The 23,239-nt window shown below is 39.8% G+C and carries 20 protein-coding genes and 1 pseudogene; 10 read left to right on the top strand and 11 right to left on the bottom strand.

What is annotated here, in order from left to right; genetic code table 11:
• Nucleotides 1-24: 24 nt before the first annotated feature.
• Nucleotides 25-1,872 (bottom strand): asparagine synthase (glutamine-hydrolyzing), encoded by a 1,848-nt coding sequence (gene asnB, locus ACQKMR_RS02305; RefSeq protein WP_427695839.1) that lies wholly within the window; start codon nt 1,870-1,872, stop codon nt 25-27.
• 318 nt (nt 1,873-2,190) lie between these two features.
• Between asnB and ACQKMR_RS02300 the strand changes: the two genes are divergently transcribed.
• Nucleotides 2,191-2,757: a DUF2777 domain-containing protein gene (locus ACQKMR_RS02300; RefSeq protein WP_427695838.1), complete on the top strand. Its 567-nt coding sequence runs from the start codon at nt 2,191-2,193 to the stop codon at nt 2,755-2,757.
• An 84-nt stretch (nt 2,758-2,841) separates the two neighbouring features.
• Here the strand turns inward: ACQKMR_RS02300 and ACQKMR_RS02295 are convergent, their stop codons facing one another.
• The 4 genes from ACQKMR_RS02295 to ACQKMR_RS02280 form a co-directional block, all read right to left on the bottom strand.
• Entirely contained in the window at nt 2,842-3,183 is a 342-nt protein-coding gene (locus ACQKMR_RS02295) for a YisL family protein (protein WP_427695837.1), read from the bottom strand.
• Nucleotides 3,184-3,279: 96 nt separating this feature from the next.
• Nucleotides 3,280-4,521 carry a DUF418 domain-containing protein gene (locus ACQKMR_RS02290; RefSeq protein ID WP_427695836.1) on the bottom strand — a complete coding sequence of 414 codons (1,242 nt, stop codon included), beginning with the start codon at nt 4,519-4,521 and terminating at the stop codon, nt 3,280-3,282.
• 72 nt (nt 4,522-4,593) lie between these two features.
• Complete coding sequence (locus ACQKMR_RS02285; RefSeq protein WP_427695835.1) at nt 4,594-5,868, bottom strand: MFS transporter; 1,275 nt, start codon at nt 5,866-5,868, stop codon at nt 4,594-4,596.
• Nucleotides 5,869-6,007: 139 nt separating this feature from the next.
• On the bottom strand, nt 6,008-7,600 hold the full coding sequence (locus ACQKMR_RS02280) for a long-chain-fatty-acid--CoA ligase (RefSeq protein WP_427695834.1): 1,593 nt from the start codon (nt 7,598-7,600) through the stop codon (nt 6,008-6,010).
• 223 nt (nt 7,601-7,823) lie between these two features.
• On the opposite strand from ACQKMR_RS02280, the gene ACQKMR_RS02275 reads away from it, so the two are divergent.
• The 6 genes from ACQKMR_RS02275 (at nt 7,824) to ACQKMR_RS02250 (ending at nt 9,795) form a co-directional block, all read left to right on the top strand.
• Nucleotides 7,824-8,045, top strand: a complete 222-nt coding sequence (locus ACQKMR_RS02275; protein ID WP_427695833.1) for a spore germination protein — start codon at nt 7,824-7,826, stop codon at nt 8,043-8,045.
• 27 nt (nt 8,046-8,072) lie between these two features.
• Nucleotides 8,073-8,267 (top strand): spore germination protein GerPB, encoded by a 195-nt coding sequence (locus ACQKMR_RS02270; protein WP_427695832.1) that lies wholly within the window; start codon nt 8,073-8,075, stop codon nt 8,265-8,267.
• A 93-nt stretch (nt 8,268-8,360) separates the two neighbouring features.
• Entirely contained in the window at nt 8,361-8,972 is a 612-nt protein-coding gene (gerPC, locus tag ACQKMR_RS02265; RefSeq protein ID WP_427695831.1) for a spore germination protein GerPC, read from the top strand.
• Nucleotides 8,962-9,138: a spore gernimation protein GerPD gene (locus ACQKMR_RS02260; protein ID WP_427695830.1), complete on the top strand. Its 177-nt coding sequence runs from the start codon at nt 8,962-8,964 to the stop codon at nt 9,136-9,138. The genes gerPC and ACQKMR_RS02260 overlap by 11 nt, the downstream gene beginning before the upstream one ends.
• A 6-nt stretch (nt 9,139-9,144) precedes the next feature.
• Nucleotides 9,145-9,555 (top strand): spore germination protein GerPE, encoded by a 411-nt coding sequence (locus tag ACQKMR_RS02255; protein WP_427695829.1) that lies wholly within the window; start codon nt 9,145-9,147, stop codon nt 9,553-9,555.
• 21 nt (nt 9,556-9,576) lie between these two features.
• Nucleotides 9,577-9,795 carry a spore germination protein gene (locus tag ACQKMR_RS02250; RefSeq protein WP_427695828.1) on the top strand — a complete coding sequence of 73 codons (219 nt, stop codon included), beginning with the start codon at nt 9,577-9,579 and terminating at the stop codon, nt 9,793-9,795.
• A 43-nt stretch (nt 9,796-9,838) separates the two neighbouring features.
• Here the strand turns inward: ACQKMR_RS02250 and trpB are convergent, their stop codons facing one another.
• The 5 genes from trpB to ACQKMR_RS02225 form a co-directional block, all read right to left on the bottom strand.
• Complete coding sequence (trpB, locus tag ACQKMR_RS02245; protein ID WP_427695827.1) at nt 9,839-11,002, bottom strand: tryptophan synthase subunit beta; 1,164 nt, start codon at nt 11,000-11,002, stop codon at nt 9,839-9,841.
• Nucleotides 11,003-11,260: 258 nt separating this feature from the next.
• Entirely contained in the window at nt 11,261-14,986 is a 3,726-nt protein-coding gene (gene addA, locus ACQKMR_RS02240) for a helicase-exonuclease AddAB subunit AddA (protein WP_427695826.1), read from the bottom strand.
• The gene (addB, locus tag ACQKMR_RS02235; protein WP_427695825.1) at nt 14,983-18,474 is read right to left on the bottom strand and encodes a helicase-exonuclease AddAB subunit AddB; all 3,492 of its coding nucleotides are present in this window, start codon (nt 18,472-18,474) and stop codon (nt 14,983-14,985) included. The genes addA and addB overlap by 4 nt, the downstream gene beginning before the upstream one ends.
• Nucleotides 18,475-18,664: 190 nt before the next feature.
• The gene (gene lepB, locus ACQKMR_RS02230; protein ID WP_427695824.1) at nt 18,665-19,228 is read right to left on the bottom strand and encodes a signal peptidase I; all 564 of its coding nucleotides are present in this window, start codon (nt 19,226-19,228) and stop codon (nt 18,665-18,667) included.
• A gap of 35 nt (nt 19,229-19,263) precedes the next feature.
• Nucleotides 19,264-19,878, bottom strand: coding sequence for a TVP38/TMEM64 family protein (locus ACQKMR_RS02225; protein WP_427695823.1), 615 nt, complete (start codon nt 19,876-19,878; stop codon nt 19,264-19,266).
• Nucleotides 19,879-20,169: 291 nt separating this feature from the next.
• Here ACQKMR_RS02225 and ACQKMR_RS02220 point away from each other — a divergent pair, with 291 nt between their 5' ends.
• A complete protein-coding gene (locus tag ACQKMR_RS02220) occupies nt 20,170-20,544 on the top strand; it encodes a hypothetical protein (protein ID WP_427695822.1) in 375 nt (124 codons plus the stop codon).
• 948 nt (nt 20,545-21,492) lie between these two features.
• Here the strand turns inward: ACQKMR_RS02220 and ACQKMR_RS02215 are convergent.
• A complete protein-coding gene (locus tag ACQKMR_RS02215) occupies nt 21,493-21,828 on the bottom strand; it encodes a hypothetical protein (protein WP_427695821.1) in 336 nt (111 codons plus the stop codon).
• 263 nt (nt 21,829-22,091) lie between these two features.
• Here ACQKMR_RS02215 and ACQKMR_RS02210 point away from each other — a divergent pair.
• Nucleotides 22,092-22,932, top strand: a pseudogene (locus ACQKMR_RS02210) (ComEC/Rec2 family competence protein).
• Complete coding sequence (locus tag ACQKMR_RS02205) at nt 22,933-23,151, top strand: DUF3006 domain-containing protein (protein ID WP_427695820.1); 219 nt, start codon at nt 22,933-22,935, stop codon at nt 23,149-23,151.
• Nucleotides 23,152-23,239 lie beyond the last annotated feature (88 nt).

Below are 23,239 nucleotides of genomic sequence, written 5' to 3'. Positions count from 1 at the left end.
AGATTATCATCCTGCCCCGTTTTTTCATTCAATAATCTGAATATCATATTCCTTGAACCACACATGAGTTTGCGCCAAATGGGCCAGTAACTGAGGGCCAGACATCAATTGCCCGAACCACGGTACCTTAAAGGCAGCACCTTTAGAATCTACAATATCGGATAGCTTCTGTTTATCGAAAAACTCATGTAGGACCGAACCTTTGTCCATTAGTAAGTCTTTCAGCCACCCTTGAACACGGTCCGTATATATCGGGTTATGGGTTTTAGGATATGGACTTTTTTTACGGTACAAAACCTCATCCGGTAACAACCCTTCCAATGCTTTTCGCAGTATCCCCTTTTCACGATTTCCAGCCATTTTCATTTCCCAAGGAATGTTCCATGCATATTCCACAAGGCGATGATCGGCAAACGGCACGCGAACCTCCAGGCTGGCTCCCATACTCATTCGATCCTTCCGATCAAGAAGTGTCGTCATAAACCATAATAAATTCACATAGAAAAGCTCCCTGCGCTTTGCCGCTTCACCACTTTCTCCTTCCAATCTAGGTGTTTCAGCAACAGTTGCTAAATAGGCTTCTTGCGCATATTCTTCCAACTTTAATTTCTCACGCCATCCCGCTTTCAATAAAGATACCCGCTCCCCGGTCGATCTCATCCATGGAAACCCAGCACGATTCAAATCATCTTCACGATGAAACCATGGATAGCCACCGAAAATTTCGTCCGCGCACTCCCCAGATAAGCCCACGACAAAATCCTGCTTAATTTCCTTACAAAACCAAAGCAAAGAAGAATCGACATCTGCCATGCCGGGGAGGTCACGTACATGAACCGCTTCGGTTAGATAATCTGTTAGCTGTTCTTGAGTAATAATCGATGAATGGTGCACCGTATTAAAGGTATCCGACATCTTTTTAATCCAGTGCCCATCAGAGTTAGGCTGGAAGTCATTAGCCTTAAAATATCGTTCATTATCTTCATAATCAATAGAATACGTATGAAGCGGACCTTTACCTTCATTTTGATAGGCATTTGCAGCAATAGCCGTAATAGCGCTTGAGTCCAGCCCTCCTGACAAGAAGGTACATAGTGGAACATCAGATACAAGTTGTCGCGTCACTGCATCCTCAACAAGAAAGCGGACCTTATCAGCCGTCTCATCGATGGTATCTCGGTGTTCTTCACTTTGCACATTCCAATACCTCCAAATTCGGAGCCCTTTTCTAGATAAGGTAAGCGCATGGGCAGGTCTTAACTCCTGGATATTATGAAACACACCTGATCCTGGCTTTCGGGAAGGACCAACGCCAAACACTTCAGATAAGCCTTCTCGGTCAATCTCCGTTTTGACGTCAGGATGGGCAAGGATTGCTTTTAATTCCGAACCAAAAATGAATCCACCGTCTCTTTCCGCATAAAAGAATGGCTTTACGCCCATCCGATCTCTTCCAATGAATAATTTCTGTTCTTTTTCATCCCAAATCGCAAACGCAAAAATCCCATTAAACAAATCGACACAATTTTCTTTCCATTCTATATAAGAAGTTAGTAAAACTTCTGTATCAGAATGACCTTTAAAGGAATATCCTTTTAATAATAGCTGTTTTCGAATATCTTCGGTGTTATATAGCTCTCCGTTATAACAAAGCGTATATATGCCGTTTTCGTGTTCTTTCGTCATCGGCTGTTTTCCGCCTTCCGCATCGACAACCGTCAACCGTTTATGACCAAAGGCAACATGGGCTTCGCTCCAAACATTTTCCTCATCTGGGCCCCGCTTTGCCAACGTTTTTGTCATGTTTTCAAGTGTTTTTGTTTCTGTCCGTAAATCTTTTTGAAAATGCACCCAGCCTGTAATCCCACACATCACACTTCATCCTTTCTATCCGGTCTATATAAAAAATATTGCTTCTGTAAAAAGAGATTTACCGTCCCTATATTTCTGAATTTGAACACCAATTGCAAAGAAATCTTAAGTATTTATTAGCATGATTCCGTGGGACTCCCCTACCCTCAACGTTCATGTAGATAATGAATTGTTGAGCAAAGCATCCACTGTTTAAACATAGCCTATGCGAAGACGGAAAGTTGGTTATTTGTCCATAATATTTTAAAATATACAGTTATATTTTCATTGGATTTTGACTAAAAAGTAGGTGAGGATTCCACTATTGGAGGTATATGTATGAGTCAGCAACAACGAGCTAAGTTAATGAACAGACAAACGAGAGCTTTTACCGAAGGAACAGTGGAAAATATCAATCAACAATGGATTTTTTTTGATGATGAAACCGATGAGGCTTGTTCCATTGAAGACCACATTGACAGTATCATCGAAGTGTACAGAGGGGGGCGTTGGCAGCAAGGAGTGGTAGAAGAAGAGGGGAAAATCCTGCTTCATCGAGAAATAACCTTCTTAAAAGAAAATGAACCAATCCGGATTCGCAAAAAACTGCTTTACTCTTTTGAAAGATTATTGGAAGAATTAAATGACGACTCTTTTTTTCAATTTGTAACGACCTTAAATTCACTTGATTTTTCTATTTATGATTGTATATATAGCTATAATCAGCTCACTTTTTTAAGGGCAATCTCTAACCAGTCTGGGGTAAACTTCTTCACCTTTGATAATGAGGCCCAAATTTGTCTCGTTCAGCACCATTTTTCCTATGGTAAAAAGGATCACGATCGCTTTGAATTCACCCTGAACACAGGAAAAAGGATTATCATAGAAAAAGTGAATTCACAATAAAAAATATTACTACACTTAACACCAGTTTCGAGTATAAAAAAACGGGTAAATGAGTTTTCCTCATTTACCCGTTTTCATTATGCATTAAAAGAAGTCAAAGCCTTGTGGTAGGGAGAACCCTAAATAAAGGACGAATATAAACGCAACGATGAACAATATCCACATTGCACTCGTGCCTTTTCCTTTTTTCGTACGGACCAACACCATTTCCATCGAGGCAATAACGATGATTCCGACAATCATTTTCACTGCGTAAAAACCAAAATCTGTAATCAGCATACCGCCTGTAAGGAAAATCAAAATATAAAATAAACGCGTAATCATATGTAACATTTTTGCTTTCGGATTTTCGCTTTTAAGCATCGAATATGTTACAAAGAAAAGAATGATTCCGATAACCCAAGCTGTTATGTGTATATGAGTCATTTTTTTGCCCCCTCTTTCAATATCCATTTCATCATATCATAGGCTTTTACAAAAAAACAAAAGTAAGAGTCCCTCTAATTAGGTAAATTCGACGATTTAATGAACACCACTTCCATTTTTTTTCACCTTCTTAAAACCTCTCCGACTCATAATTGGTTTTTTACCATATGTAACAAAACGCCATACATATTCAATCGGTCCGTATCTATATATTTTCATCCACAAAAGGCTGAGAAGAATTTGAACGGAAAACACACCAAGAAGTAAGAGAAAACCCGTCGTGTACGAGACTGTCCCATATAAACCAAATCCGTATGAATAAAAAATGAAGGTACATACAATCGATTGAAATAAGTAATTACTCATCGACATTCTTCCGACATACGAAAGCGGGTGGAGCAGGCGATAAGCCCCAGTTTTTTCAGCCAGCAGCGTGATGGCAGTGATATAAAACATCGTCAGTAACGGTCCACCAAAATAATCCTGAACAAATATCGTGCCAAAATGGTATACCGTCACATATGGCAAAACCTTAATCAACAATCCTAATAGCAAGCTTACGATCGATATTGCTTTCAATTGTCGTTTATACCGCATTGGATTTTGTAGCCAGCCTTTCTTTGCTACACCAGCTCCAATTAAAAAGAACGGAAAAATCGATAAAAAGGGGATAATAGCATTAAATGGGTTATTCACCATATACCAATCTAGTGCCCTTTGACTCATTATTTCCGTAAATGTACCAGATTGATAAATTTCAAGAGACTGTTTCATCATCGTCAAATCAGTCGTAATCGCCATCTCTTCCCTATCAAAAATTCCTATAATAAGAAAAAGCGAGCCCAATATCGCAAAAGGGATGACATAAAAAAACGACCCCAGCATAATCAAATTCTTTCCCCGCATCTTATAAAAAAGTAAAAATACAAAACCAAAAATCGCGTAATTAATAAGTATGTCCCCATGCCAGATAAAAAAAGCATGAATGCACCCCAGTACTAATAGAAAACAAAGCCTTTTCATAAATAGAAAAGGAAATGAGACACCCTTTTCCTCACTCCGTACTGCTAGTATGTTTGCCCCGAAACCGAATAGAAACGCAAATAGCGGATAGAAACTGGCCTGCGCAACAATATCACTGAATCTGTACAAAATCCTGTCCCAACCTTCAGTCCATTGTTCAACACCATCTATATACAAGAGCGGAGAATGAAAAGAAGGCATATTCACTAAAAAGATCCCCAAAATGGCTAATCCTCGTAAAATATCAATGCTGACAATCCGTTTACTTTCCTGCAATGGAATCATCGTGTCCTTCACAGTTTCACCCTCTTTCACTAAGATTTAGCTCCAGTCCTTGTTGCAAAAAGGTACAAGGACAAAATAAGAAATGGAGCGTATCCGAATATTTTATAGCCTCATTGCATCATCTTTAACCAATAAATCCGATTTTTGTTTTTTTATTAGTATGACAAACAAGCTACCCAATACGCAAAAGATTCCTGCAAGGAAAAATGCCCATGTATAGGAGTTGAATATTTTAAAGATAAGTCCCCCGCCATACGCCGCTGCTGCTGCACCTGCCTGATGGGACGCGAATATCCAACCGTATACAATTCCACTTTTCTCTATCCCAAAGACTTGTCTTGAGATGCTAATGGTTGGAGGTACAGTGGCTATCCAATCCAACCCGTAAAACACAGAGAAGATAATCAGTAGGATGATTGAGCCTTCATGTAGTGCAAAAGGTAGTAATACGAGTGAAGCCCCCCTTAGACCGTAATACCAAAACAACAACCAACGATTATCGAATCGATCAGATAACCAACCAGATACAGTCGTACCAATTAAATCAAATATCCCCATAAAAGAAAGCAGAGACGCAGCCGTAACAACAGGTAATCCAAAACTAATACAGTAAGAAATGAAATGCGTTCCTATCAACCCGCTCGTTGAAAGTCCACATATAAAAAAGCTTCCTGCCAATAACCAGAATTCCCTTACTCTCACTGCCTCAATTAACGACTGAAAAGCCATAACAATAGGGTTTTTCTTTTGAACTACGTTAGACTCTTGGGATTCCTCCTCTAGTCCATATGGAAGAATGCCAACTTCCTTCGGGGTGTTTTTCATAAATAATAGGATGATTGCTAGCATGATTAAACTAAGGACCAAAATTAAGCCAATCGCCCATCTCCAAGAATAATTATCTATAATAATGGCTAAAACAGGCAGTAAAATCAGCTGACCTGTAGCCGTACTTGCGGTTAATATCCCTACCGCTAGACCCCTTCTCTTCTCGAACCAACGATTCGCCACATACGGACTCAATACCGTTAAAAATAGTCCTGACCCTAATCCAATAATAATCCCCCAAATTAGAATTAGTTGCCACTCATGCTCCATGAAAGATGTGAGAACAATCCCTGCCAATAATGTTGACATGGCAAACACCATCATTTTCTTTAAACCAAGCACTTCAATTAAAGCGGCCATGAATGGACCTGATAATCCATATAGAAAAAGACTTATCGCAAAGGCTAATGAAATGACGGAACGATCCCATCCGAACTCATTTTCAAATGGTACGATGAATACCCCTGATGATGACCTAACGATTCCCGCTACGATAATGGAGAAGAATGTAATGATTAAAACAATCCAGCTATAATGAAAACGATTCATGCCCACACCCACATTCTCAATAATTTGAAATATTTTATAATATTAACACTATATTGTTCAACAGGAAGCTTTTTCATTGAACAAATTCATGAGCGAACATGAAAAAACGCTACCCATCACTGAGCAGCGTTTACGAACATTAATTGACGAATCTACCTGTTTTTCCTTTAGCTTCCCAATAATCATTACGTAGATGGATTTTTTGTATTTTTCCGGATGCTGTTTTTGGCAGTTCCTTAACGAATGTTACACTAGTGACTGACTTGAAGTGAGCTAATTTTTCTCGTGTATAGGTCTTGATATCCGCTTCGGTCAATTCCACATCCGGTTTTAGCACAATAAAAGCATGCGGCGTCTCTCCCCATTTTTCATGAGGAACGGCTATGACTGCCGCTTCAAGAATATACGGGTGTTCGTATAGTATTCCTTCCACTTCAATGGAAGAGATGTTTTCTCCTCCGCTTATAATTATATCCTTCTTACGGTCGACAATATCAACATTCCCATCCTTATCAATTGTCGCCATATCTCCTGTATGCAACCAGCCATTTTTCAGCGTCTGCATGGCCGCTTCTTCATTTTTCCAATAACCTAACATTACCCCGTGACTGCGGACAATGAGCTCCCCTATATCCACGCCATCATGGGCTACTTCCTCACCACTATCATGAACAACCTTTACTTCACTGCCTATGATAGGATAACCAGCTTTCGCTTTCATTTTGTATTTTTCTTTTTCAGAAAGGTCGTCGAATTCAGAACGAATCAATGAAATCAAACTAATCGGGGTTGATTCAGTCATTCCGTATATTTGGATAAATTCCCACCCTAGCTCTTTTTCTACCCTTGTGACAAATGCAGGCGGCGGAGCAGAACCCGCAACAACTATTCGGATATCCTGTTCTATTGTAGGCACATTCTGTTCATAATATTGAAACAATGAATTAAGAACTGTTGGTGCCATATGCATGATGGAAACCTTATGTTTTTCAAGCGCATTAAATATCAATTCAGGGGTGGTTTTTCTCAAACAAACTTGAGTGGCACCATTAGCCGTATAATAAAAAGGAGCACCCCAGCCATTCACGTGGAACATTGGCAGAACGTGCAAATATGTATCGCGATCACTGACTCTGATATGATGCATCGCACCTAGCGCATGCAAATAGTTATTGCGGTGAGTAAGCATGACCCCTTTAGGGTTACCAGTGGTACCGCTTGTATAAAGGAGACTCGAAACATCATTTTCATCAACCTGCTCTCGATTGAAGCTCTCTTTATCAAAATGCTCCAGCCATTTGTTGTAATCGGTTTCATTTATTTCTTCCTCTTTATAGTGCACAATAATATGTTCCACTGATTCAAGTTGGTCCTTAACAGATGAAATAAGATGGTACAAATCCTGGTCTACGAAAAGCACCTTGGACTCACTATGATTCAAAATGAATACATAATCTGCAGGAGTTAACCGAATATTCAAAGGAACAATTACGGCTCCAAGTTGAAATACCCCATAAAAGCCTTCAAGCATTTCAATCGAATTCGGTGCCAAATAAGCTACTTTATCGCCCTTTTTAACACCAAGGTTTCTTAACCCGTTAGAAAGCTGGTTAACGCGGCCATTTAACTGCAGGTACGTTAAGACCTTATCATCTCCAATAATGGCTTTCTTATCGCCATAAAGTAAGGCTGCTCGATCCAAAAAATGCGATAATACTAAAGGTACGTTCATCTCATCACCTCTTATTTTATTTGAAAATTGTGAATTTAGTATTATATTACCATATCTGTATCATATTATCCAATGACATTTATCATTGTTCTATAACAAGATGTTGGTAGGCAGATGAATCACATCGATAAAGAAACAACATACAATACATTGAAACTTCCATCTGTGATTACTGCCTATGCACTTGGAAAAAAACAGAATAAAAAAAAAGGGTGATTTTTCAATGCCGGCTATCGTAGGATTTGTTCAAGCTATCAACGTCGGTAGCAGTGGAGTTGTCCACATTGGCGACGTCTTTAAGATAAGTCCATATTCCACTTCAAAAACATTTGCAGGTGCTGGATCTTTTAACACAGGAGATTCCATTTCACTTTATAATGCCCACAGTAATACAAATACGTATGATTCTGATGCTGTTGATCAGCCATTGGTATTAAATGTCTAGCCGTATTATTTGAGAAAGGAGGTCACCATGATCTTTAATATCAACCAAACGATTCAAATCAATATGATTAAAATTGAAAGCATAGCCAATTCATCTGTTTTTCAAATAGGAAGTGCCGGAGTGATTAAGCCATACTCTACATTAGCAAATACTGGTGGATTCACCGCACCCGCTCCTGCGATTGAGCCTGAGACCACCACCACCTTCGTTCCTTTCGCTTAGACCTCCAAATTCTTAGGCATTCACCTACATCTATCAATTTTCATATACTGTCATATATGAAAATTATATCAGGTAAAGTTGAGGTGTTGAATCGTGAATCATGATTTATATTCGTATTCCATACAAATGCAGCGTTTTCTTGAAGCCCAGGATAAGCGGATTATGAAACTTGAACACGAAATCAAACGCCTGACGGATGAAATTACCGGACTAAAACAAAAACCGCCTATCCATGTGGATAAAATTGAATATAAATTTGATCAATTAAAGGTCGAATCTTTAGATGGAACGCTGAATATTGGATTAAACCCTAATGATTTAAATAACATTGATGAGTTTGCTGTAAATAACCAAACGGTCCCACCTGCACCTTATCTATTTCCTGGCCGGGAGATTGTCGTACAGGAAATCTACAACGAGATTCTTTCAGACTTAGAAAATATGATCAGTGATACGGAAGGGCAGTTGAGAATATCACTTGAACCTTCCTATCATGACTTCATGAGACAGGATGTGGAGCGACAGTTACATCAACGCATCAACATGTATTTTGATAATCTTACGTATCCAGAACGCGCACCTCAACAACGAGATAACATTAAAGAAAAAATCAGAGAAAAAGTAAAGTCCGATATTCAGGCAGCTTTGATTCAATTCATTACCAACTCACAAGCCGAGACAGGAGGAAATCCAAATGGAGTTTAATGTAACCAATCACCAGCTTTGTGTCGGTGATGTTAAAATTACCGGGGTAGCAAGCTCTGCTTTATTTCTCATCGGGGACGTTCAAACCATCCAGCTATCTTCCGCATTCGATACACCCCCGGAATCGCTAATCGTCACACCATTCGTTATTGCTCCAAAAGGATAGAAAAATATGTTTTCAAGAATCTCGAAAGTAAAGTCATTAACATCAAAGACGCTCTTTTTCAGCTCAACCATGCAAATCGGAGACTGTTCCTATATTGACGGAAGTTCACTAGCATTGGCAATTCAGGAGAAAAGCGATAATTTCCAGCCACAAGAATTTCAATTCAGCGATTACAGCATCTTTAAGAAGCCTTTCTATATTCCAAGAATTGATGAACCTATTCTGCCACAATTTTCAAACCCTAATCCCTTTATCCGTGTTGGCAATGTCCACATCATTGGGATATCTACCTCAGCTGTTGTCGGTGTGGGAAATGTCGGTCATATACGCATGGAATCAAGAGTGAAACACATTCGCAAGGTTCCGGGGAAAAAAGAAAGTACAGCAACCGGAGATACATTAGAAGAAAATTCATAATGAAAAAAAGGAGAAATTCATATGCCAGCCATTGTAGGTCCAGTCCAAATATTCAATGTCGCGGAAGGAAACCTGTTATTCGGAGATGCAGCCGTCATTTCACCGAAAGCCTCCCACAAGACAGTCGCCGGCTCCGGCTCAGCGAATATAGGTGTATTAGTCTTATCAGCCAATGGTTTGAACGGAAGCAATGTCCTTGATATCAATGGAGTCGATCAACCCATCGCAGGGAATAATTGAATTAACTGAAGCCTCCTGTTACCAGGAGGCTTTTTCAATGACATTATTTTTCTAACATCTTAAATACTTGCTCAACATCTTTATCACCGCGTCCTGATAAATTAACAATAATTACGTCATCCTTTGATAGCTCTTTTGCTAAAACCAACGCATGCGCCACAGCATGAGAGCTTTCAAGAGCTGGAATGACCCCTTCTGTTTTCGATAAAATTTGAAAGGCCTCAAGAGCCTCATCACCTTTTATCGTTACATACTCTGCTCGGCCACTTTCCTTCAAGAAACTATGCTCTGGACCCACACTTGGATAATCCAAACCTGCAGCAATCGAAAAAGTTGGCTGCGGGTCTCCCTTTTCATCCAATAACGTCAAACTTTTAAATCCATGCAACACTGCGGGCACACCATGGGAAATACTTGGGGCTTCAGCCGGTTCGACACCAACTAAACGGACATTTTCTTCATCGATATAGTGAGTAAAAGCACCGATGGCATTACTTCCACCTCCAGCACAGGCAATAATGGCAGTAGGTAGCTTGCCTTCTTTTTCAAGAATCTGGCGTTTTGATTCTTCACTTATGATTGCCTGAAAATGCTTAACGATAGATGGATAAGGGTGTGGCCCCACAGCTGAACCAAGCAAATAAAAAGTATTTTCGTAGTTTTGGACCAAGTCATTTAACGCCTCATCAACAGCATCCTTTAATCGTCCCTGTCCTTTTTCAACTGCAACAACCTTGGCACCCAACAATTCCATCCGAAAGACATTCAGCGCCTGTCTCTCTGTATCTAGCTTGCCCATATAGATAACACACTCTAAACCAAACATCGCACAAGCTGTCGCAGTCGCTACACCGTGCTGCCCTGCGCCTGTTTCTGCGATGATGCGTTTAGCACCCATCCGTTTAGCCAGCAGGATTTGGCCAATTGCATTATTGATTTTGTGAGCACCCGTATGGTTTAGGTCTTCACGCTTTAAATAAATTTTGGCTCCACCCATCTTTTTCGTTAAATTTTGTGCATAGGTTAAAGGATTTTCACGTCCTACATATTCTTTTAGATAGTATTGAAACTCCTCTTTAAATTCCGGATCATCTTTATATTTCAAGAATTCTGCTTCTAAAATATCCATAACTTGTTGAAGTTCTTCCGGTACAAAGCTTCCTCCGAACTCACCAAAGTATCCTCTACTTTCCATCTTACTCGTCATATTCAACTCTTCTCCTTTAAAAAGGTATTTTATAATTAGTATATAGCAACCTTGCGCAATCTTTCAAACTATTCTGTTTATTGTTTAATTAAAAAGAGTGCCTCAGTATTATCACCTACTGTCTACCTATGTGGGGATTTTTATATGGCATTTTCAAAAAAAAAACGGCCTTTCCCCGATTGAATACCGAGAAAAGACCATAGCTTAATCTATTCTTTTTATCAATGTCTATTTGACAGGGTTATAGGCACTTCTCTTTTATACTTCCAATAAATGTGCTCCATCAAAGAAAAATAAATAACGGCTCGTTACTTTTTTATTTAATATTCCTTCGACAGCCCTTGTATAAAGCTGGAGCTGCATCCGGTATCGATCGGAAAGAATCTCTTTTGCCCCTTCATACCCACTAGCAAACCGACCGGTTATTGTATCAGTTTTATAATCAAGCAGCACAAGCCCTTGTTCATCCTCAAAAATACAATCAATAACACCCTGAATCAGGATTTCCTCTTCTCCAGTTTCCCAATCACTGTAAGCCTCCTTAGCCGGCAATGACATTGTAAATGGCACTTCACGGCGAATACTCTTAGCCTTCTGCATTCTTTGACCAATATCACTGTCAAAGAAATCAACAATCGTATCAGGATTCACTGCTTCTTTCTGTTCGTCGGTCAACAACTCACGTTGAATCAAGTCAACTATCAATTGCTGAATCGATTGAATGGTAATCTCGTTTGATAAGTCGATATGCTGCATGACTAAATGGGTAATTGTTCCTCTTTCAGCAGGAGTTAGTGACTTTTCTTGCATAAAAGTCGGACGCTTAGTAATTGGCCGCTTAAATTTACGCAATAACTCTGTAGAACTTTGTTCATCCTTCAGTTCATATTGTCGTTTTAGTTCAGAAACGGACTGCTTGGAACGATGCACGGAAGCCTCGTGTTCTGGATACTTCCATTTAAGTTGTTCTTTGATATCCTGAGAAAACTCGGAAACCATTTCGACCTTCTCTGACTTCTGGACATGCTCTAGTAATTGCTCTTGTGCGAGTGCCTCCTCATCATCCACAACAGCCAGCTCTTCACTAGGAATGACAGAGATGGACCAATTTGATGGGTGCGACTCCATTTCCCAGCCAAGACCAGCTACCCCCTGAAAGTCTCGATGACGGACAAGGGATGGACCAATCCAATCAAGATAGCTTTTTGCACCGGCTCGTACATAGTCCTTTAATAACCAATCACCGTGTGTCGCATTACTTGCCCAATTTTGCTGCGTTTTTTCTGCATCACTGATGCTGGCAATTAAATACAGCTTTTCCTTAGCCCTTGTAAGCGCAACATAGAGGACACGCATCTCCTCGGCAATTAATTCAAGTTGCTTCTTCTTCTTAAAAGCCAACTGTGGAAGGGATGGATACGTTATCCTCAATTCAGAATTCACATACTTAGCCGCAAAACCATAATCCTTATCCAGTAAATAAGGCTTTCGTAAATCCATCATATTGAATTGTTTAGAAAGTCCGGCAATAAACACAATCGGAAACTCTAGACCCTTTGAGGAGTGAATCGTCATCAGGCGGACTACATCTTCCTGCTCACCTAAAGCCCTAGCTGCCCCTAAATCATCTCCACGTTCCTGCATTCTATCAATGAAACGCAGAAATCGAAACAGGCCACGGAATGAACTCGCTTCATATTGCCTTGCCCTATCGTACAGTGCCCTTAAATTGGCCTGACGCTGTTTGCCACCCGGCATTCCTCCTGCAAAATCATAGAACTGAGTTTCACGATATAGCAACCAGATTAAGTCGGACAACGCCTCCTGCCTAGCAAGCTTTCGCCACTTTACTAGCTTTTTATAAAATGATGAAGCTTTTTCATAAAGCCCGGGATGTTCATCTGAGTCACTCTTTCTGTAAAAATCAGCTAATGCTTCATAATAGCTACCTGTATGGAATAAACGGACCTGCGACATTTCTTCTTCATCCATCCCGACGATAGGCGAACGCAGAACAGAAGCCAAAGGAATATCCTGCTGGGGATTATCAATCACTTTTAATAAGGAAATCATGATTGCTACTTCGGTCGCCTCAAAATATCCCGATGACAAGTTGGCATAGACCGGAATACCCTGCTTCTTAAATTCTTCCATAATTTGCGGTGCCCAAGGCATAGAACGAAGGAGAATGACCATATCACGATAAGTCGCAGAACGGTACTGTTTGGTTTTCATATCATATATCTGATGCTTTTCGTTTATAGTCTTTTTAATGAGCTTGGCCATCATTCTTGCTTCGAGTTGCGCCTTTTCCAGTTCCTCGGCCTCAAATCCGATTTCCAACTCTTCTGTATCTGAATGGGATTCTGCTCCATCAATTAAATGGAGTTCAATAGGGCTTGGTTTGTCTTCGGGATACGGCGCTCCTTTTTTCAACTGGGCGTCCTCATCATAATCAATCTCACCGACGGTAATCCCCATCAGCTGTTGAAACAAGAAGTTCGTTCCATCGAGAACTTCCTTACGGCTCCGGAAATTCCGATTTAAATCGATCCTCAGTCCTGATTCGTTCCCTTCATGGGTAAATCGTGTGTACTTTCCAAGGAAAAGATTCGGTTCAGCAAGCCTAAAGCGGTATATCGACTGTTTGACATCGCCCACCATAAACAGATTCCCACTGTATTCTCCATCTGCCGTCACCAGTTTTAAAATTGTTTCCTGAACTAGATTCGTATCCTGATATTCATCGACAAGTACCTCTTTAAACTGGTTCCGATATTCAATAGCGGCCGCTGATGGCTTTCGTTCACCATCTACGGTTTCCTCTGTCAAGATTTGAAGACAATAATGCTCCAAATCAGCGAAATCGACCAAGTTTTTTTCCGCTTTTGCGGCGAAGAATCTTTCGTCAAACTGTTTAACGAGCATAACAAGGGTATCAACATATCCCTTCAGTTCTCTTATATCACGTAGATAACTTTCGGGCTTACGAGAAAATAACTCTTCCTGCAACGATTTAATAATTTTCTTTGCCTTATCACGATATTTGGTAGCCTCATCAGCAATATCTTTGATAAAGTCTGCTCCCGTGCAGCGTTTTGCCGTTCCAAACTTCACATTTTGGATTTCTTCATAAAGAGCATTCCAAGAGTGATCTTTAACTCCCGATAATTTGGCTACAAGAGCAAGGTCAGCTAAATAGTTCTCTGCCCTTGGTGCTGGCCCCCCTGGTACCTTTGTCAGTTCGAGGGAGCGCTCCAATAAATCCTTGGCTGTATCCAACTGCAAGCCAATATCGAATTTCAAGGACTCGATAAATGAAAGATCGTCTATTCCTGCATCATCAGCAAGGTCATACATGGCAGCGGCACTATTAAGCCATTGATTTGGATCTGGATTCGATCGCGAAAAATCATAGAGAGATCGGACTATATTCTGAAGTGCATCGTCGTTTCGATCACTTGTAAAAGCATCAACCAAATTAAAGAACTCTTCATTATCACTCTGACCATACTGCTCTTCGAAAAGCACTTCCATTACTTCATCACGTAGTAGCTGTGCCTCTGTAGAATCCGCAATTCGAAAGCCTGGGTCGATTTCCGTCAGATAATAATACTTCCTAATCACCTCTAAACAAAAGGAGTGAAGCGTGGAGATCGAAGCTCGATTAATCAAGCTCAACTGCTTACGCAGATGCTGTGAATGGGGATTTTCATTAATCGCTTTTTCTAATGCCTCGCTGACCCTGTGACGCATCTCGGCAGCCGAAGCATTCGTGAATGTCACAACAAGGAGTTCATCAACATCAATCGGGTCATCTTCTGAAACAACCTTTTGAATTATCCGATTGACTAGCACCGCAGTTTTTCCTGAACCTGCCGCCGCTGCAACCAGTATGTCCTGATTTTTTGCCCAAATCGCCTTCCATTGATCTTCCGTCCAAGTAACGTCACCCGGAAGCTCAGGAATTATTGTTTTACTCATCTTTCACCCTCCCCTCTTAATAAATCCAGAACATCATTTTGTTTCTTCTGTGCTAAATTCCTAAATTGATTCTCCTCCAAAGACTGATCGAATTGACATACTGATTTAAACGAACAGAAGGTACATGGGGTTTTTTCTTTTAATTTATATGGTGTGATATCTACGTCACCATCGACCATTCGATCACCAGCCTCCTGATAGACCTGGCGTACGTGATGATTCAGAAGTGAAAACTCTTCCCTACTCGCAACTTTGGATGCTGCCAAAAGCGATCCATCCTTTTTAAATCCAGCTGGAATAATGTCAGATTTACTGGAAGTCTCTATATCAAGCGATGTATCCATCATCTGAATAACATTTGTATGATCTAATACAATTCCATTCATTTTAAAGCTTTTATAGATTTCTTCCTCAATTTTATCCAAACTGAGCATACCCTTCGATTTAACAACCGGATTATGAACATGAAAATACAAAACACCGGCTGGAATCGCTTCTTTGCCGATAAGTGAATGGGAGTGGGTAACGACAATATCGAGATATGTCAGCATTTGCAGAGCAAGTCCATAGTACACTTCACTCATGTTCAGCTCCTTTTCACTCGATTTATAATCGAGCACACGCAAATAGACACCCTCACCTTCTTCCGCTTTATCAACACGATCAATCCGCCCAATTAATTCCATTTCCGTGCCATTTTTCAATGTGAATGTGAGCGGTGGCAACTCTCCATTTTTCCCGAAGCCAAGTTCCAATCCTATTGGAGCAAATCCGCTCACCTTGGCATGTTCACTTAAGACGATTGATGCCCGCCCAATTACATGCTCCAATTTCCTTCGCAAATAATGATGCCGGTTCGTACTTAACAAAATCTGATTTTGAAGCTTTGGAGCAAGCCTTTCCACTGCGTTTCTAGCCAATTCCAAGCATTGCTCTTTTGTCAATGAAGACCAAGGAATATCATTTTCCTTTAAATAATCCGAAATCATTTTTAACGCTCCATGGAACATTTCACCAATATCCGGTGCATCCAGACGGAAAATCTGCCTTTCCCTTAATTTCAAACCATGAGCAGCGTAATGGGAAAACGGGCAGCTATTAAACATTTCCATCCGCGATACACTTGTAAGAATGCTTTCACCATATAATTGCTTACTTGTTTCTTCAGATAATTTCTTCGTTTTATTTTGGTAAAAAAGACTCGATAATACCTTAGCTGCTTCTGGACCAACCATTTCATCTTCAATAATAGTATTGTATACATCCCACCAGAGTGAATGGATGGGGTAGTTTCGTTTTTTCAACTGCAATTGGGCAGCCAGATAAGACAGGGCCACATCATAGTTCGCGGCATACTTCACCTGCTCCTCAGCAGACAGGTCGGATGGGTCGTTCATATAAAAAGAATCGGTAACATGCGGCAGGACGTCCCTTACCCTCTTTAAATAAGAAGAGGGTAAGAGAGCTTTTCCTTCCTCATCGGCAAGCGGATACGATAAATAGAGCGCTTCAGCCGGTGTAGTAAATGCTTTATACGCTGTAAACTCCTCATCCAAGAGGCGAACCTTCGAACTTGGGGCAACATCAAGTCCACTTGCCAAAAGCGTTTCGCGATCACTATCGGAAAATACTCCATCAGATACAGCTTTTCCTGGCAAGACCCCATCATTTAGACCAATGACAAAAGCTGTCTTCACATCATCAAGACGAGATAGATCGAGATTAGCGACAAGCACTTGGTCAATTGCCGGCGGTACTAAAGAAAATTCAAGGGACTCCAGACCTGCTTCAATGATTACGGCAAACTGTTTCATAGAAAGCTCTTCTTCGCTTAACAGCTCGACGAATTGATCTAGCAGATCGACGACGGCGTTCCACGATTGTTCATGCTCTCTAGCTGAAACCAAATCTCCTGCTTCTTCGGCCTCCAGCTTTAGCTTTTCCAATTTTTCCGGTACATGTAATTCTTCAAGATATAGATAAAGGGCTTCGCATATTTCTCTACCATTTTGGGACTTTTTCACTCGTTTTGAGAGTTTCAAAATGGGCTCAGTAAATAATTGCTTCAGCTCATTCAGTTCCTGCTCAAGCTTCATTTCCTTATCCGTTTGGGCCCGGTCTTCGAGCTCCAGTCCACGGAAGCGGCGGTAGGTCCATCGATCTTTAGAAGTCCACTTACCTCCTTTAATCCCACGAGCAAGCACATAATTTTCAAGCTTATCTACCTGCTCACGCATTCGATCGTGGCTTTTTTGAAGCGGGAATAGTAGCTCCGTTTTGATTGCCCGAAATACAGGTTCATAACGCCAATAGCCATTTATGATCTCCAATGTCGATCGAATCAGTTCAATCAGAGGATGATTGAGCATAGTTCGTTTAGAATCCACGAACAGTGGAATTTGATAATCCCGAAAAACGGTTTGTAAAATATCTTCGTATGCTGCTCCATTACGAACTAAAATCGCAATATCACGAAAGCGGTGCTGTTTTTGTCTAACAAGTGTTAAGATGTTCCGGGCGACCCCTTCAATTTCAGCCCTGCGGTTAACTGCCTGAGCAATCGTTACTTCAGAGGACTTCTCAAACATTCGCGCAGGACGATGAGCAAAATAGGTTTCCAGATGATTCAGCCCCGGACTTCCACCAAACCTTGCTGTACCGTTTAGGATGCGATCTTCTGCAATTGGAATTCCAGTCCTTAATCCCGCTTGATAAAGCTGATGATACAGATTCCCTGTTTGCCTGAAAAGCTGCAGGTCATCAGGCCCATATTGTCTGTATGGCTGATCTGATGTCAACGCAATTGTTACACTCTTGCACAGCTTCATCATTTCTTCTACAATCAATAATTCCTGTGGTGTCAAGCTGTAAAAACCATCGATGTAAATATCAGCGTCTTTTATATATGAAGACTCTGACATTTTTTCTATAAGTAAAGTAAAATAGTCTTCAGAATCTAAATATTTTCCAATCATTTCATCCTCAAAAGCCTGATAGACCAGTTCAAGGTCATGCAGTTTATCCTGAATTCCATTGCCGCCCGGTGATGTTTTGGTCAAATAGTTTTGAATGTCATCCGGTTGAATGCAATATTGCTTGAACTCAGCCAGTATTTGTTCCATTTGAGCAATGAATCCCTGCTTATCAGCAGATCGGCGAAACATTTTCAAATCCTCTTTTTTATCATCCATAATCTTTCGTATCAACATATTAACGCCAACGCTGTCCAGATGAAGCCGGCTCATTCCGCCAGTTTCCTGCAGAACGCGCCAAGCTAGCCTACTAAAACTGAATACCTGTGTCCGTATCATTCCGGCGAGGCCTGGCGTTTTAATTAATTTATATTCCGATAGAAACGTCATCTGATCAGGAACGAGGTAAATGATTGGATTGCCTTCGGGGTCCTTTTCCAATCTGGAGCGAATTTCGTCCAAAATATTCGAAGTTTTCCCTGCACCCGATCTTCCTAGTAAAAAACGGAGTGACATCTTTTTCCCCCTTATACAACATAATATCTATACCTATCATACCAGAAATACTGCCGTCTTTTAGACAAGGTTTCTGTTTCCAGTTACGATTTGTTTTCTATTATTTTACCGTTTCCTTATTAAAAATACCAATCGTACGTTCGTGTTTTAACCAAAAGAAAAAGCCCTCAATAATTTCGGGCTTCCGCAATCATTTACCTTTAAACTGAAAATTAAATTCTTTGATTGGCCAATATCGTACATCAACTTTACCAACCACATTTTCAACTGGTATGTAACCAAAGTGGCGGCTGTCCGCACTTTCAAGACGATTATCCCCCATGACAAACAACTTGCCTTCTGGGACAGTCGTCATATCAGTGATTTCTTTTAACGTAAAATCACCCGTAAAGTTTTGCCCCGGGAATCCCTCCTTAAACTTCTCAAGATAAGGCTCATTCACTTTCTTACCATTAACATAAAGCCAATCATCCTTGTAACGAATGCGGTCACCTGCAATCCCTATAACTCGTTTAACATAATCTTCTTGTGAATTCGCATGAAAAACAATGATGTCAAATCGGTTGATATCCCTGATATGATAATTAATTTTATTCACAACAAGTTTGTTACCTTCTTCAAGTGTCGGCTGCATCGACTCCCCTTCAACATCATAGCTTGAAAAGAAAAATGTACGGATTAAGATGTAAATAACAAAAGCAATCATGGCTGCTTTTACCCAGTCGGATAAAGAATTTCTATTTGTTTTTCCCATCTATTTCAACCCCTACCGCATTTATATTCTAATACTTATTTCCCTTCTTCTCTCTTCATGCTTTTATTTAGCCGGACTTCTAGTCTTTTTCCTACATACCATAGGATAAAGATGACAATGCCTATGATGATTGTACGCACAGGCTTATGAATAAGGGATACAAGATCATAACCTACGAAGCTAATCGTAAATATCATCACTGCTTTCCCACCTATAACAGCTAGTCCATATTGCAACGGGCTGACCTTTGAAAGCCCCGCCACTATGTTCACAATAGCCGATGGTGTAAAAGGGAAACAGAGCAGTATAAACAGAGGCCCGAATCCATGATTCTCCACCCAAACCATTAGCCTTTGCACCTGTTTATGTTTCTGCAAAAAGCGAAAAAACCTCATTTGACCATATCTTCTAATAACTAAAAAGATCAGAAAAGCTCCCGCTACCGCCCCAATCCAAGAAAATAAAAAACCAAACCAGAGACCAAAAGCCGTTGCATTAGCGAGTACAAACACAAATAAGGGTAAAAAGGGCAAAAAAGCTTCCAGCATCGGTAGCAAAATTCCCGGGATTGGACCGAATGAGCGATATTGCTGAATCAGTGCCGATATATTATCAAGTGTAAACCACTCACGTATAGTATCCAAGTCCATAATTATCTCCCTCGACATGCCGACTATTAAAGCAGCATAAACTTATTAAAAAGCTGTTCTATTTTAGATATATCACTTTCCTCTGAAATTGCAAGAATTATTAACCATATATAATCATACTTTCCCTATCTCAGGAAAACATAATCTTATTAACAAAAATTTCATCATTCCAACAAACCGCTTGCATATCAACTGATAATCCATTAAGATGGATTAAAGAACATATGTTCTTATTTAGATAAAGCATACATATTATATGAAAACGTGCTTTTTTAGAAAGGAGCGGTCATGATGACCCGCATTCCAGAGGATGACCGAAATATGATTGAAAAAGCCATCTACCTTCCTATGGTGATTACAGTCTTAAACCGGGATCTCAAGGTCATCGAAATAAGTCCGTTTAAATTAAAAAGGCCCTATTCAGAACTAGTGGAACATGTTTTAAAAGCCGTTCAGGAAGAGCTTGCCGAGGTGCGGCGCTATTTGCGCAAGGAGAATATTAAGGTAAGTGAAATTAAACGCGATGAATCCTTTACGATGTATTGTTTTTTATATAAAGGATACGAGGAACATCATAATTATTTCAATCCCCGCCTTCGCAACAAAACCGAAGACTTATTGTGTAATTACTTTTTAGAAAGAAGTCATCGTCCCAAGAAAATTTAGCGGATTTAGCTTAATTCAGACGTCCTCCTAAAACATAAAGGGAATGATAGATGATTTCTTTCACTGCCTTTAAGAAATGTCTGCCACGGATTCCAGATAGTTAATATCGAACACCTTTTCCTCTCAATACATTACACAAAGAGTTCCGAATACCTTCCCTTTCAAATCTTTTAACCTCACTCCTAAAAAGCCTCTTACGTTTAACTGATTTGTTACTTCTAATTCTCTTGTTACGACATCCATCATTTAATATATCTTTTTCCAATATTATCATTTTAGGGTTAGCTCGACATTTTTGCAAAGATTGTTATATGCCTACATTTGAATAAATGAATATGTTATCCATGTCCTTATATTTAACTGGGCATTATTACAGGCCTTTTATATAATGGGAAGATGAATAACACGGAAAATTAATGGAATCTCTTATAACCACTATCATTATGTATAAAAAACCTTTGTGAACACTTTGTGAAACATTGAATATAACAGTTGGAATAAATAGGTTATCTATTATATTATGAAGTGAATCACTTACAAACTTATACCCCTTTGTTTGATCGTGAAAAGTTTCTCCAATCCCCTTATTTCTTAATGAAAAACCATGCAAATGTTTTATTTGCATGGTTTCAGACTGTAGACAAACTCGATGAAAATCGAGTTTGTCTACAGTTTTTTTATGGCTTGTACAATTTGAACGTTGATTGGAACGTAGGGCACTTGCTTTCCGCGGGCGGTCCGGGAGCCTCCTCGGCTTGCTCCTGCGGGGGTCTCCCTTAGACGCGCTTTTCCCGCAGGAGTCTCGCACCTTCCGCTCCAATCAACTTTGTTATAAAATTTAGATAGAACATCTTTTGCCTACAGTCTTTTTTAAATTACTACCTTGATTAGCAATACCCTTACTACTAATTTCTGACTCCACTTTCGCCATTGAAATTAGCTGTTCCTTTAACCCAGCACTATTAACCGTATTATAAGGTACTTCCCCTGCCAACAACAGTTGGTTTTTAGGATTGTATGGCATAGGTTAGGGATAGAGGCTAATTCTTTTGCCTTCGAAACACCTTTAACTGCAGCTGCTTTTGTAGTCACTACCCCAGTCTTCGTTACGGCTCCTGCCCCTTTTGTTCCTACTACTGATGTGACGACTGTTCCAAGCGCATAAGAAACCCAGTGTGCCCGAGAAGAGGCATCACCATTTACCATATCCCGTTCATATGAATCCGAAATGGACTTTGAAATATACTTATAGGTTTTAATAGGGTGAATGATCGAATTGACCACACCTTCAATGGTTTCCCCAGGGTCTGTGACAAAATCCCAAACTTAGAAGAGTTTCTATATTTATTCAGGAAAGGAAGGGGATTCATCAAACAATCAATCATATATACCTAGGAATATTTAACTATTTTTTTGTTAAGTTGCTAAATTTCGATACTTACAATTCCTTTTCTTATTATGTAATGAAGTGCTTGTTCCAAAAAAATTATGTCAAAATCCCCATTTCCCTCATTTCTCATGATAAATTTATACTTGGAGGCGAAAAAATGAAAAAACTTAATATTCTACTAGTAGCTGTTCTTGTTTTATCTTTATTTACAGGGATCAAAACAACTGAGGCAGCATCAAATGTGAAGGTACACTTTATCAACGTTGGACAAGGAGATTCCATCCTTATTCAAACCGGTAATGAAAACGTTTTAATCGATGGTGGCGGTAAAGGCAAGGGCGACGAGATTGTTGCCTACCTAAAAAAAACAGAATGTGAAAACTCTTAATGCCGTAGTTTCAACTCATCCAGACGCTGATCATGTGGGTGGATTAGCTTATGTGATTAAATCGCTTAATGTAAAATCTGTGTATGCACCTAAAGTTTCTCACACTACGCAAGCATACAAAGACTTTTTAACGGCTGTTAAGAAGAAGAAACTTACAATAAAAAAAGCGACGACTGGCGTAGAAATTACAACGAAGGCAAAGAATACTTCATTAAAATTCATTGCACCTGTTAAAGACTATGCTAAGTCTGATTTAAATAACTGGAGTGCTGTTCTTTTACTTAAACACGACAAAAAGACATTCTTGTTTACTGGTGACGCTGAAGAGAAGTCTGAAAAAGATATGCTGGCTAAAAAGCTAGTTCCTAGTGTGGATGTGCTTAAAGTTGGCCATCATGGCGCAAAAACATCATCAAGCTCTGCTTTTATTAAGAAAACAAAACCGAAATACGCAGTGATCAGTGTAGGGAAAAATGGATATGGGCACCCTACTTCTACAGTAGTAAACCGATTAAATTCGGTGAAAGCTAAAACATATCGTACAGATAAATTAGGTAACATTATTTTTACTTCTACAGGTCAGAAAATTACTGTAAAGACGGTGAAATAAATGGTACAAGGAATTATTGATCGCTTCGAAGGAAAGATTGCGGTCGTTGAAATTGATGGTGGAGATATGAAGGATTTTCCTAAAAGTTCTCTTCCTAAGGGAGCAAAAGTAGGAGATATGCTGATTATAGATGGTGATAACATAACCATTTCCAAAGAAGGCACTAAAAAATTAAGAAAAGAAATTGACGATTTAATGGATGAGTTATTTGAAGATTAATTCTGGAGCCCTTCTCAAATGAGAAGGGCTTTAGTTGTGCAATAATCCCTTTTGCTAGAGCAAGCATTTTTTATTTTATCTTCTGATA

Source organism: Peribacillus sp. NPDC096540 (assembly GCF_050278525.1).
GTDB lineage: Bacteria > Bacillota > Bacilli > Bacillales > DSM-1321 > Peribacillus.
This window is presented reverse-complemented; position numbering and strand designations above follow the sequence as displayed.